Here is a 12090-nt window from a genome sequence, read left to right on the forward strand (position 1 = left end):
CCGCCGACCCGGTCAGGGGGCGGCGCGCACCGCGACGAGGAACCCGTCGAGGTTGTGCACGTGCGCGCGGACGCTCTGCTCGGCCTCGGCGGCGATCGCGACGGGGTCGCCGCTCGTGGTGATGACGGTGTCGCCCTCCAGGCGATGGCCGACCCAGCGCAGACGCACCCGCTCGACGCCGGCGACGCCGTGGACATGGCTCAGCGCATGCTCGACGCGCTCGACGAGTTCGGGCTCGATGCCGTCGAGCAGGCGCCGCCCGATGCTGCGGACCGTGCCGATCAGCAGCACGAAGATCGCCACGGAGATGAGCACGCCGACGATCGGATCCGCCAGAGGGAAGCCCGAGAGCACCCCGAGCGCGCCGAGCACGACGGCGAGCGAGGTGAAGCCGTCCGTGCGGGCGTGCACGCCATCGGCGACGAGCGCGGCGGATCCGATGCGTCGGCCGACGCGGATCCGGTAGATCGCGACGGCCTCGTTGCCGAGGAAGCCGATCACGCCTGCGACGATCACCCAGCCCAGGTTGTGCAGGGGCTGCGGGTTCAGCAGCCGCTCGACGGACTGCCACGCGGCGACGATCGCGGACAGCAGCACCACGAACACGATGAACAGTCCGGCGAGGTCCTCCGCACGCCCGAAACCGTAGGTGTACCGGCGGGTCGCGGCGCGACGCCCGAGCACGAACGCGACCCAGAGCGGGATCGCCGTGAGCGCGTCGGAGAAGTTGTGCACGGTGTCGGCGAGCAGCGCGACCGAGCCGCTGAAGGCGAAGACCGCGGCCTGCAGGATCGTCGTGACGAGCAGGATCACGAGACTGATCTTGAGCGCGCGGACGCCGGCGCTGGACGCCTCCATCGCGTCGTCGATCGCATCGGCAGCGTCGTGCGTGTGCGGTACGAACAGGCCGTACAGGAAGCCCTTGAACCCGGTCGGGTGCTCGTGGTGGTGATCGCCGTGGGTGTGCGGATGATCGGAGGACTGACCGTGGCCGGCGTGGGCATGACCGTGTGCATCGTCGTGATGGTGGGTGCCGCTCGCGTGCTCGCGGTCGCGATCGTGGTCGCCGTGATGCTCGTGCGGGTGGTCGTGCATCAGGCGTCCCGGTCGGCGTGATGATGGCGAGGCGTTCCGCCCAGGGAGTGCTCGGCCTGGAAGATCGCGTCCGCGACGAGCCGGGAGGCGTGCTCGTTCTCGAGCCGGTAGAAGACGCGCTGGCCGTCCTGCCGCGTCGACACGATGCGCGCGAGCCGCAGCTTCGCGAGGTGCTGCGAGACGGCGGCGGGCGACTTGTCCACGATGTCGGCCAGGTGGTTGACCGAGAGCTCGCCGGCCTCGCCGAGTGCCATGACGATCCGCACGCGGGTCGCGTCGGCGAGCATCGAGAACACCTCGACGGCCAGCTCCACGTAGGAGCTGTCGGGAGAGTAGCCACATGCCTGCTTATCTGCACTCATACGCAGATACTAATGGATGGTCAGCCGCGCAGAGCACCCCGCGCCTCCCGGACCGCGTAGAACACGATCACGAGGCTCGCGACCGGATCGGCCCACCACAGGCCGAACAGAGCGTTCAGGAGGATGCCGGCGAGCACCGAGGCGGCCAGGATCCCGTCGACGAGCGTCACCCTCCCCTCCGTGAGCAGCACCGGATCCTCCAGCCTGCGTCCCACCTGGTGCTTGCCGAACGCCAGCAGGAACATGACGATCGCGGTCAGAGCCGTCCACCAGATGCCGCCCTGCAGCGGCACCGCCCGATGAGCGGACGCGAGGGCGACGACCGCCTGGACCAGCAGGTAGACCGCGAGCAACGCGAAGGCGACGCCGATCAAACGGAGGCCGAGGCGCTGACGGCGCTCGTCCGCCCCGGTCAGCTCCCAGATGACCACCGTCGATGCGCCGATCTCGATCAAGCTGTCCAGGCTGAAGCCGAGCAGTGCGACGGATCCGGAACGGTACGCGAGGATCCCGAGCAGCACGACGCCGACCACGTTCCAGGCCAGGGTGATGACCTCGAGCGCGATGCCGGCGCGGCGAAGGCGGGCACGGTCTGCGGGCACGGCCCGACGGTAGAGGCGGATCCGATGAAGGCGCTGTGGATGGTGGCGTCGGCTTCGACCGGTGGAGCGGCTTCGTCGTGAGGCGGCTGGTCAGAGCACGTACGCGAGCTTCTCCGGGTTGCACACCTGGCGCAGGCCGTGGATCAGCCCGTCGGCGCCGAACTCGAGCGCGAGCACGTCGACGCGGTCGGAGCGCAGGAACGCGATCGCCGGCTCTCCGTTGACGTCGAGGCGCTTCACCGAGAACGGCAGCGCGGGATCGGCGGTCGCCTTCTGCAGCACTCCCACGAGGAAGCGCCGCACGCGGTCGGCGCCGAAGATCGGGTTGCGTGCGGCGCTCACCTTGCCGCCCCCGTCGTTCCACAGGATCGCGTCGTCGGAGAGCAGGGCGAGCACTCCGGAGACGTCGCCGTGTTCGACGGCGACGAGCAGCGCGCCGAGGGCGGCCGGATCCGCTGCGCGCGTGAGGGCGGGGTCGTCGGCGAGGCGCAGCCGGCGCTCGGCGCGCGAGACGAGCTGTCGCACGGCGGCGGGCGACTTCTCGAGGATGCGGCCGATCTCCACGGCCGACATCCCGAACGCCCGGTGCAGCACGACGGCTGCCCGCGCGTCGGGAGCGAGCTGCTCCGCCATGTGCAGCAGCGCCAGCGAGAGCAGCTCGCGGTCGGCCACCGCGTCCTCGGGCAGCCGCGAGGTGGCGACCGGCTCCGGCAACCACGGGCCGACGTAGTCCTCCCGTACCGCAGCGAGCGCGCGCACGCGGTCGATCGAGCGGCGCACGCACACGGTCGTCAGCCACGCGGGCCAGGAACGCACGCGGCTCGTCGACGCCCCGTCGGCCACTGCCCCGTCCTGGCCCGATCGTTCGGCGCGCTCCTGCTGCAGCGCCTCGATCGCGACCTCCGACACCACGTCCTCGGCGTGGCCGTAGTCGCCGAGCATCCGGTACGCGATGCCGATCAGGCGCCCGCGCTCCGCCTGCCACGCGCGCGTGGCAGGCGAGACGAGGGTCATGGGCCTACGGTATCGCCCGGATTCGGGCACCGTTCAGACGATCGGGTGCTTGTCGTCGATCGGCGGCGCCATCTCGGTGGCGATGGCCACGCGGTTCCAGACATTGATCGTGCAGATCGCCAGGACGAGGGCGCCGAGCTCGCCGTCGTCGAAGTGCTGCGCGGCGGCGTTCCAGATCTCGTCCGTCACGGTCTCCGGGCCGAGCTGCGTGACGGCGTCGGTCAGCGCGAGCGCCGCCAGCTCCCGCTCCGAGTAGAAGCCCTTGGCGTGCTGCCAGGCGCCGACCGCATGCAGGGTGCGCTGCGGGATGCCGCGCTTGGCGCCCTCGATCGCATGCATGTCGACGCAGAACCCGCATCCGTTCAGGATCGAGGCGCGCAGCTTGATCAGTTCGTACAGTCGGGGCTCCACGCTCTTCCGGGAGTAGGCCTCCAGTCCGAGCACCGCGGCGTAGCCGAGCTTGTTGGTGCGGCCCATGTCGATCCTGGTCATCGTCGTTCCTCTCGTTGGCCGACGCCGTCGACGGATCTCGTCGGCGTTCGTGCGGCTCTCATCGGGGATGTCGGATCGGGCGAGGGAAGTGTGACAGGGGCGCTTAATCCGTCGCCGGATCCGCGATGCATGCGGCGGTCCGCGGACGCTGCGGCGACTCGCGGATGCTGGGAGGATCCGCGAGATGTTGTCACGATCGGCAGAGGTTGGCACGATCAGCGGGCCGTGCGATGACCGGCGGACGCTGTCACGATCGGCACAGCTTGGCACGATCAGCGGGTCGTGCGATGACCGGCGGACGCTGTCACGATCAGCACAGATTGGCACGATCAGCGGCGGACGCTGTCACGATCGGCACAGCTTGGCACGATCAGCACACCGAATCGCCGGATCCCTGTGCTGATCGTCACATGGTGTGCTGATCGTCACGGCGCCGGCCGAGCCGACATCGTGCGCCGGGCCGGAAGCCCAACCGCTGTCCTTTTCGGTGCTGGTCGGGCTGACCTCATGCCCGGCGGGGAGGCCGCGTCATATCCGGCGGAGAGGCCGCGTCTTGTCCAGCGGAGAGGCGGGTAGGGATGTCGGATCCCCGGCGTACGATCGGCCCGTGACCTTCTCCGGCTCGATCGCGACACCCGTGGGTGTGCTCGCCGTGCACAGCGACGGCTCGGCGATCCGGCGGGTGCATTGGCCGCGACCCGGGCAGTCGGCGCCTGCAGCGCCCGGCTCGTCGTCGGATGCCGAGCGGGATCCGCTGCTCGCCGAGGCACTCGACCAACTCGGCGCCTACTTCGCGGGGGCGCGGGCCGCGTTCGATCTGCCGTTCGACCTCGGCCCGCAGTCCGATGTCACGAACGCCGTGCTGCACGCGCTCTACGACACGGTCCTGCACGGCGAGACCGTGACCTATGGCGAGCTCGCCGAACGCAGCGGCACCGCGGTCCCGGCCCGTGCGATCGGCTCCATCATGGGTGCCAACCCGATCCCGATCATCGTGCCTTGCCATCGCGTGGTCGCGAGCGACGGCCTCGGCGGCTACTCCGGGGGAGCGCCCGGCGAAGGACTCCTCACCAAGCGCTGGCTGCTCGAGCACGAGGGGGCGCTGCCGCAGGCGCTGTTCTGAGCCGGATCCGATTCTCGTCGGGTTCCGTTCCGCGATGGATTCGGCTGTGGAGAACCCTTCCCTTCGTCGAAGATTTGTTCTAAACTGGAGGTATGGACCAGCCCCTCGATCATTACCTCCGCCGCAGTGCGGAGATCGTCGGGGAGTGCGCGGAACTGGGCCGCGAGATCGCTCGGCTGCACGCACGCCAGACCGCTCTCGCCCACAAGCGGGTGGCGCTGCTGCTCGATGAGATCCGCCCCGGATCCGACGGGTTCGACGCGGCCGAGCGGTCGATGATCAGCGAACTCTGCGCAGGAATGCACCTGTCCCGCTACGCCGCCGCAAAGCTCCTCGCCACCGGGCATACCCTGCACGAACGATTCCCCGTCACCTGCGCGGCGCTCGAGTCGGGGGAGGTCTCGCTCGGTCACGTCGAGGCGATCCTCGAAGCCGCCGCAGACATCCCCCATGACGACACCGGCGGGCTGGCCGATTACGAGGCGGAGGTCGTGCCGTTCGCGACCGCCGAATCGCGGGCGCGCGCGAAGGCCTTCGCCGAGACTGTGGCCGCGGCTGTCGCTCCGGTAGCCCTGACCGAGGCGCATCGACGCGCCCACGATGATCGCGCCGTGAGTGTGACCGACGACGGCGCCGGGCTGGCCACGATGCACGCGACCGGCCCGGCGGCGCTCATCCACGCCGCGTTCGACCTGCTCACGCAGGAAGGCCGTGTCATTCTCGACGCCGCCAAGCAGGATGGCGCCGTCGAAGACGTGCGACGGCTGGACCAGGTGCGCTTCGACCGGTTCCTGCTGAAGATCCTCACCGGCCGGATCGCCGACGACGCCGACATCCTCGACAAGATCCACGCGACCATCCAGGTCACGGTCGCTGAAACCACCCTCACCGGGCAGGACGACCGGATGGCGGAACTCGACGGACGCGGACCGATGGATCCGGGTCTGGCCCGCCGCCTCGCCGCCGCCGCGTATGCCTGGGAACGCCTCGAACTCGACGGCAGGGGAATGATCGTTCGGACCAGCCCGTACCGACCTCCGGAGGCGATGAAGCGGTACCTCCGCGCCCGGGATCGGACCTGCCGGTTCCTGAACTGCCGGATGCCCGCCCGGCGATGTCAGATCGACCACAACCACGACTACGCCCGTGGCGGCCCCACCGATCCCGTGAACCTCGCGTGCTTCTGCGAGACCCACCACGCGCTCAAGCATCCCGATCTCGACCCGCGCTGGCGCTGGACCGCGCGACAGCGTCCTGGCGGCGTCATCGTCTGGACCAGTCCGTCCGGCGTCGAGTACACGGATGCACCACCACCGCGCGTGATGTTCATGGAGTCGGAGGCCGGCGCTGCGCGGGCCGCCGCCTGAGTCAGCGGGGTCATCGTCTGGACCCGTCCCTCCGGCGTCGAGCATACGGATCCACGGCTGCGCCTGATGATCCTGGATGCCGACGACAACCGGGCCGACGCCGCCCGAACGGGCGATCGTCGGCCCGGTCATCACCCGTCGGTCACAGCCATCCGGCGCTCATCGCTGACGATCGGCGCGCAGGGCCGGCGCCCGCCTGAAACAGGAGGGCGCCGGCCCTGTCACCGGGTGGTCACTGTGCGACGAAGAACGGGATCGCACCGGTCAGGATCCCGACCGCGAGCATCACGAGCGAGACCACGAGCGCGCGCCACAGCACCTTGCGGTGGTGGTCGCCGAGGTTCACGCTCGCGAGGGAGACCAGCAGCAGGATCGCCGGGACCAGCGGGCTCTGCAGGTGCACGGGCTGGCCGGTGATCGACGCGCGGGCCATCTCCACAGGCGCGATCCCGAAATGCGCGGCGCTCTCGGAGAGCACAGGCAGGATGCCGAAGTAGAACGCGTCGTTCGACATCAGGAACGTGAACGGGATCGACAGCACGCCCGTGATCGGCGCGAGGAACGGACCGAGCTGCGGCGGCAGCACGGTGGTGATCCAGTTCGCCATCGCGTCGACCATGCCGGTGCCGCTCAGCACGCCGACGAGCACGCCTGCCGCGATCACCATCGACACGACGCCGACGATGCTCGGTGCGTGGGCGACGATCTCCGACGCCTGGTCCTTGAGCTTGCGGAAGTTCACGAGCAGCGCCACCGCGGCCCCGACCATGAACACGTACGGCAGGGGCATGATGTCGACCACGAGCAGCACCATCACGGCGACCGTGAGGGCGAGGTTGAACCAGATCAGCCGGGGGCGCAGGGTCGCCCGGTTCGGGTCGAGCATCGTGTCGGCCATCGCGGTGTCGGCCGGGTCCACCCCGGCGACTGCGACCCCGCCGTGTCCGCCCGCGACGGTGACGATGTTGCCGGTGCGCAGGGAGGCACGCGCGCCGGGCTTGGTGGCGGAGCCGCGGAAGATCGCGGGCACCGCGGCGAGCAGCCCGCCCTCGGCGGCACCGGTCAGACGGCTCTCGTCCAGCGCGCCGAGACGGCGGCGCTCCTGAAGGCCGAGCATCCAGGCGAACCCGAGGGCGACGAGCAGGCCCACCCCCAGCGAGGGGAGCATCGGCACGAACACATCGGTGGGCTGCAGGCTCAGCGCGGTCGCGGCGCGCACGGTGGGACCGCCCCACGGCACGATGTTGAGCGTGCCGTTCATGAGGCCCGCCACGCACGTGAGCACGACCGGGTTCATGCCCAGGCGCAGGTAGATCGGCAGCATCGCCGATGTGGTGATGATGAACGTCGTGGATCCGTCGCCGTCCAGCGACACGGCGCCGGCGAGCAGGGCCGTGCCGATGACGACCTTGGCGGGGTCGTCGCCGAGCACGCGCGTGATCAGGCGGATCAGCGGGTCGAACAGACCGACGTCGATCATGATGCCGAAGAACATGATCGCGAACATCAGCAGCGCCGCGGTCGGTGCCATCTTGCCGATCGCGTCGAGGATCATGTCGCCGAGGCCCAGTCCCGCGCCGGCGAAGAGGCCGAACACGGTGGGGACCAGGATCAGTGCCACCATCGGGGTGAGGCGCTTGGTCATGATCAGGGTCATGAACACCAGCACCATGAGGAAGCCGAGGACCACCAGCACCCATTCCGGGGGTGCGAACGCGATGTCGTACGAGGGCTTGTCGTCGGCTGCGGCGAGCAGGCCGGTGAGAACCGTGGGCATGAGTGACTCCTTCGTCATCCGCCTGTCGTCATCGACGGACCTCGCCGAGATTAGGGAACACGTGCACGACCGACCCGGTAAGTCGCATTCCGCCGCGTTGTGCGCGTAGCGTGACTTCTGCGCATATTGCTCAAGGAGGACGGATGCCCCGGAGACGCCGGATGCGGTTCGCGACGCGGACCCTCCTGCTGCAGCTCGCGACGGTCGCGCTCGTCGTCGCGCTCTGCACCGGGGTCTACCTGCTCCTCGCCGTGCAGCAGCTGCGTGCCCAGGCCGAGTCCTCCGCTCTCGGCATCGCGCGCACACTCGCGGAAGACCCCGAGATCCGCGCCGAGGTCGCCCGTGCCTCCGCCGACCCCGGCACGCCGCAGGCGGCCGACCTGCGGGACGGCGTGCTGCAGCGCACGGCGACGGCAACCGCCGGACGCACAGGCGCCCTGTTCGTCGTGATCACCGACGATCATGGGATCCGGCTCGCGCATCCGGATCCGGACCGCCTCGGCCAGGAGGTGAGCACTCCGTTCCAGGACGTGCTCGCCGGCCACGAAGTCGTCGAGTGGGAGACCGGCACCCTGGGCGACTCGGCGCGGGCGAAGGCGCCCGTGCGGGACCAGGGCGGCACCCCGGTCGGTGAGGTCAGCGTCGGCTTCGCCCGCGCCGGCGTGTTCGACGACCTGCCGCCGCTGCTCGCCGTGATCGGCATCGCCGCCGTGGGATCGCTGCTGCTGGCGGGCGTCGCCGCCCTCGTGCTGCGCCGACGCTGGGAGCGGCTGACCCTCGGCGTGCAGCCGGAGGAACTGGTCGCGCTCGTGCAGAACCAGACCGCGGTGCTCGACGGCGTGGACGACGGCGTGCTCGCGGTCGACACGGAGGGGGTCGTCCGGGTCTGCAACGCCGCCGCCGAACGTCTGCTCTCGGTGCACGGCCTCGTCGGCGTGCCCCTGGATCGGACCGGCCTCCCCGACGCGGTGCGCGACGCCGTCTCCGGCGGGCGGGCGCTGTCCGAGGCCGTGCACCGCGACCGGGTGCTCTACCTCGACACCCGCCCCGTCGAGCGCGACGGCCGCGCGCTCGGCACGGTCGCCGTCATCCGCGATCGCACCGAGCTGGTCGCGCTCTCGGAGCGGCTGGAGACCGTGCGCACGATGACGGCCGCGCTGCGCGTGCAGCGCCACGAGTTCGCGAACCGGATCCACGTCGCCGCCGGGCTCATCGACGCGGAGCGCGTGCAGGACGCCCGGGAGTTCCTCGCCGAGCTCATGCGCCGGGGATCCGTGGACTTCCCGGTGGAGGGCCGGGAGCGGCTGAGCGATCCGTTCCTGCGGTCGTTCCTGGGCGCGAAGGCGCTCGAGGCGTCCGAGCGCGGCGTGACGCTGCGGATCGCGGAGGACACGCACCTGCTCGGCGCCGTCGTCGAAGCCGAGGATGTCGCCGCCGTGCTGGGCAACCTCGTCGACAACGCTGTGACCGCGGCGGTCGCCGGCGGCGTGCCGCGGTGGGTCGAGGTCACCGTGCTCGACGACGCCCAGGCGCTGGTGGTCACGGTCGCGGATTCGGGTGCGGGTCTCGACGGGGCGTCGCCCGGAGAGCGGGGTGCGCCGGGTGACCCCGGCGCCGACTCCCGCGAGGGGCGGGCAGCGCCCGAGGGCGCCGATCCCGAGGGCGCCGAGGATGCCGGGGCCGTCCACGGCCACGGGCTGGGTCTGTCCCTGTCCCGTGAGATCGCCCGGCGCGGCGGCGGCGATCTGTGGATCATCGACCGGGGCGGTGGCGAGCACGGGGCGGTCTTCGCCGCGCGTCTCGACGGGGCCGTCGCGCCCATTGGGGGCGCCGGTCGCGCGGACGCCGACAGCGCCCGCGAACGAACGAGGACAGGCCCCGAGAAGGAGGAGAGCAGATGACGGATCCGATCCGCACGCTCGTGCTGGACGACGACTTCAGGGTCGGCCGGCTGCATCAGACCATCGTCGACGATCGAGGCGGTTTCATCGCGCTGGAGCCCGTGCGCACGATTGCCGAGGCGCGGGCCGCGATCCGCGATCTGTCTCCGGATCTGCTCCTCGCCGACGTCTACCTGCCCGACGGCGACGGCATCGGGCTCGTCCGCGAGGCGGGCATCGACGCGATCCTCGTCTCCGCCGCCGATGACCCGGCGACCGTTCGCCGGGCGCTGCGCTCCGGGGCGCTGGCCTACCTCATCAAGCCGTTCGAGCGGCGCACCCTCACCGGGGCGCTGGACCGGTATGCCCGCTTCCGGAACCTGCTGACCGGCGAGCGCGCCCTGCAGCAGAAGGACCTCGATCGCGCGCTCGCGATCCTGCACGGATCCGGGGAGGCCGCGTCACCCTCGCGATCGGCGACGGAGCAGGTCGTCCTCGCCGCTCTGGGCGAGGACGAGGCCTCGGCCGCGGAGATCGGTGAGCGCGTGGGGATCTCCCGGGCCACTGCGCAACGGCACCTCGCCGCGCTCGCGGAACGCGACGCGGTCGAGGTGCGGCTCCGCTACGGTGCCACTGGCCGCCCGGAGCACCGTTACACGCGGCGGGCGTGACAGCGACGCGGGCTGACAGCGACGCGGGCGTGACAGCGCCGCGGGTGTGAGGGGTCGGCCGGTCGTCAGCCGCGTCCGAACAGCGCGCCGCCGTTCACCTGGATGATCTGCCCGGTGGTCCAGCCGCCCTCGGGGCCGGCGAGGTAGGACACGGCGCCGGCGACCTCGTCGGGCGTGCCGGCGCGGTCCATCGGCACCTGGGCGAGCCGCGACGCCACGATGTCCGGCGTGCGCCGGCCATCCCAGAACCCGGTGTCGGGCACGTACCCGGGTGCGACGGCGTTGACCGTCACTCCTTCGGGGGCGAGGTCTGCGGCGAGGCCCATCATCCAGCCGTGGATCGCCGCCTTCGCCGCCCCGTAGCCGTTCGCCCCGCGCAGCGCCGCGATCGAGCTGATCGAGATGATCCGGCCGCCCGGCCGCGCGATGCGGGGAAGCAGCGCCTCGGTGAGCAGCACCGCGGTGAGCACGTTCAGGCGCATGTTGGCCTCGTAGTTGGCGGCGATGCCCGCCAGCCCCACGCCCCGATCCAGCACGTTGCCGCCGGCGTTGTTCAGCAGCACGTCGACGTCTCCGACGATCTCCCCGGCCGCGCGCTCGACGGCATCCGGATCCTGCAGGTCGGCGACGATCGTCTGCACCCGCGCATCCGAGGTCCGGGTGCGGATGCGGTCGGCCGCTGCCTGGAGCACCGTCTCGCGTCGTCCGATGAGTGCGAGGTCGAAGCCGTCGCGTGCGAGGCGCAGTGCCGAGGCGAGACCGATGCCCGTGCCTCCGCCACTGATGACGGCGAGCGGGCGGGCGGATCCGGAGGGCGACTGCGGGATGCTCATGCGCCCAGCCTAGGACGCGGACCTGCGGGCGGATCCGGTCCGGTAGCCTTCCTGGCGTGACGACCGCGCGCACGCCGATCGATCCCGCCGGATGGCGGACGTGGACCGGTGCGCTCCTCGTCATGCTCGCCTGGTGGGGCACCACCTACGGCTTCGGCTCCCTCCCGATCCCCGCGCTGCAACCGGGCTGGTTCCCGCAGCTGGGCGTCGTGGTCACCAACGGACTCAGCCTGGCGGTCGCCTGGCTCGTCGCGGTGCTGGTGCATCGCGCCGGGTGGTGGGGAGGTGCGCCGTTGCGGCGGATCGCCGGCTGGGGAGCCGGCCGGGTCGACGCCCTCGGCTGGCTGGCACCGGTGGCGGCGATCCAGCTCTCCTACATCTGGATCGGACGACAGGGCATCCCCGGGATCGCAGGCTCACCCGGGATGCTCGTGGGCGTCGCCGCGGGAATGCTCGCGGTCGGGATCTCCGAGGAGACGGCGGCGCGCGGGCTGGCGCTCGGAGCCGTGATGCGGCGGCGGCCCTGGCTCGCCGTGGCCGTGACGTCGCTCGTGTTCGGGCTCTGGCACCTCGGCAACGGTCTGTTCTTCGGCAAGAGCGTCGATGAGACCTGGTGGCAGGTGCTCGGTGCGACCACGTTCGGCGTCTGCTTCGCCGGCGCGCGGCTCGTCGTGGGCTCGATCTGGGCGCTCGCGTTCCTGCACGGGCTCGGCGACTGGACCCAGGTGCTGTCCCCGGGGGCGGCGCCGTTCTGGTACCAGATCGCGGTGATGGCGTTCGAGCTGATCTGGGGTGTGGTGCTGACCGCGGTCGCCGTGCGGCGCGGTCTCCCCGCGGCGCTCTGAGGCGGCCTCGCGCCCGCCCGCATCGCCCG

12 protein-coding genes are annotated in these 12090 nt (G+C 71.2%); 5 read left to right on the plus strand and 7 right to left on the minus strand.

Translation table 11 applies throughout. From position 1 onward, the window contains the following. Nucleotides 1–12 precede the first annotated feature (12 nt). The 5 genes from LXM50_RS04685 to LXM50_RS04705 all read right to left on the minus strand — a co-directional run bounded on the left by LXM50_RS04685 (nucleotide 13) and on the right by LXM50_RS04705 (nucleotide 3565). Complete coding sequence (locus tag LXM50_RS04685; protein WP_233310118.1) at nucleotides 13–1095, minus strand: cation diffusion facilitator family transporter; 1083 nt, start codon at nucleotides 1093–1095, stop codon at nucleotides 13–15. After that, nucleotides 1095–1457: a metalloregulator ArsR/SmtB family transcription factor gene (locus LXM50_RS04690; RefSeq protein WP_233310119.1), complete on the minus strand. Its 363-nt coding sequence runs from the start codon at nucleotides 1455–1457 to the stop codon at nucleotides 1095–1097. The genes LXM50_RS04685 and LXM50_RS04690 overlap by 1 nt, the downstream gene beginning before the upstream one ends. A 20-nt stretch (nucleotides 1458–1477) precedes the next feature. Beyond that, nucleotides 1478–2059 carry a cation transporter gene (locus tag LXM50_RS04695; protein ID WP_233310120.1) on the minus strand — a complete coding sequence of 194 codons (582 nt, stop codon included), beginning with the start codon at nucleotides 2057–2059 and terminating at the stop codon, nucleotides 1478–1480. Between the two features lie 90 nt (nucleotides 2060–2149). After that, the gene (locus tag LXM50_RS04700) at nucleotides 2150–3073 is read right to left on the minus strand and encodes a sigma-70 family RNA polymerase sigma factor (protein WP_233310121.1); all 924 of its coding nucleotides are present in this window, start codon (nucleotides 3071–3073) and stop codon (nucleotides 2150–2152) included. Nucleotides 3074–3106: 33 nt separating this feature from the next. After that, nucleotides 3107–3565 carry a carboxymuconolactone decarboxylase family protein gene (locus LXM50_RS04705; RefSeq protein WP_233310122.1) on the minus strand — a complete coding sequence of 153 codons (459 nt, stop codon included), beginning with the start codon at nucleotides 3563–3565 and terminating at the stop codon, nucleotides 3107–3109. A 607-nt stretch (nucleotides 3566–4172) separates the two neighbouring features. Between LXM50_RS04705 and LXM50_RS04710 the strand changes: the two genes are divergently transcribed. Continuing rightward, nucleotides 4173–4688, plus strand: coding sequence for a methylated-DNA--[protein]-cysteine S-methyltransferase (locus LXM50_RS04710; RefSeq protein ID WP_233310123.1), 516 nt, complete (start codon nucleotides 4173–4175; stop codon nucleotides 4686–4688). A 92-nt stretch (nucleotides 4689–4780) separates the two neighbouring features. Beyond that, on the plus strand, nucleotides 4781–6055 hold the full coding sequence (locus LXM50_RS04715) for an HNH endonuclease signature motif containing protein (RefSeq protein ID WP_233310124.1): 1275 nt from the start codon (nucleotides 4781–4783) through the stop codon (nucleotides 6053–6055). Nucleotides 6056–6287: 232 nt separating this feature from the next. Here LXM50_RS04715 and LXM50_RS04720 read toward each other — a convergent pair whose 3' ends face one another. Further along, nucleotides 6288–7832 (minus strand): CitMHS family transporter, encoded by a 1545-nt coding sequence (locus LXM50_RS04720; RefSeq protein WP_233310125.1) that lies wholly within the window; start codon nucleotides 7830–7832, stop codon nucleotides 6288–6290. 143 nt (nucleotides 7833–7975) lie between these two features. Between LXM50_RS04720 and LXM50_RS04725 the strand changes: the two genes are divergently transcribed. Beyond that, nucleotides 7976–9733 carry a sensor histidine kinase gene (locus tag LXM50_RS04725; protein WP_233310126.1) on the plus strand — a complete coding sequence of 586 codons (1758 nt, stop codon included), beginning with the start codon at nucleotides 7976–7978 and terminating at the stop codon, nucleotides 9731–9733. Further along, complete coding sequence (locus LXM50_RS04730; RefSeq protein WP_233310127.1) at nucleotides 9730–10383, plus strand: response regulator; 654 nt, start codon at nucleotides 9730–9732, stop codon at nucleotides 10381–10383. The genes LXM50_RS04725 and LXM50_RS04730 overlap by 4 nt, the downstream gene beginning before the upstream one ends. Nucleotides 10384–10448: 65 nt before the next feature. Here LXM50_RS04730 and LXM50_RS04735 read toward each other — a convergent pair whose 3' ends face one another. Beyond that, nucleotides 10449–11216, minus strand: coding sequence for an SDR family NAD(P)-dependent oxidoreductase (locus tag LXM50_RS04735; protein WP_233310128.1), 768 nt, complete (start codon nucleotides 11214–11216; stop codon nucleotides 10449–10451). A 56-nt stretch (nucleotides 11217–11272) separates the two neighbouring features. Here LXM50_RS04735 and LXM50_RS18680 point away from each other — a divergent pair, with 56 nt between their 5' ends. Beyond that, nucleotides 11273–12061 (plus strand): CPBP family intramembrane glutamic endopeptidase, encoded by a 789-nt coding sequence (locus LXM50_RS18680; protein WP_233310129.1) that lies wholly within the window; start codon nucleotides 11273–11275, stop codon nucleotides 12059–12061. The last annotated feature ends 29 nt before the right edge of the window (nucleotides 12062–12090 follow it).

Source organism: Microbacterium sp. Au-Mic1, assembly GCF_021341785.1.
Lineage (GTDB): Bacteria > Actinomycetota > Actinomycetes > Actinomycetales > Microbacteriaceae > Microbacterium.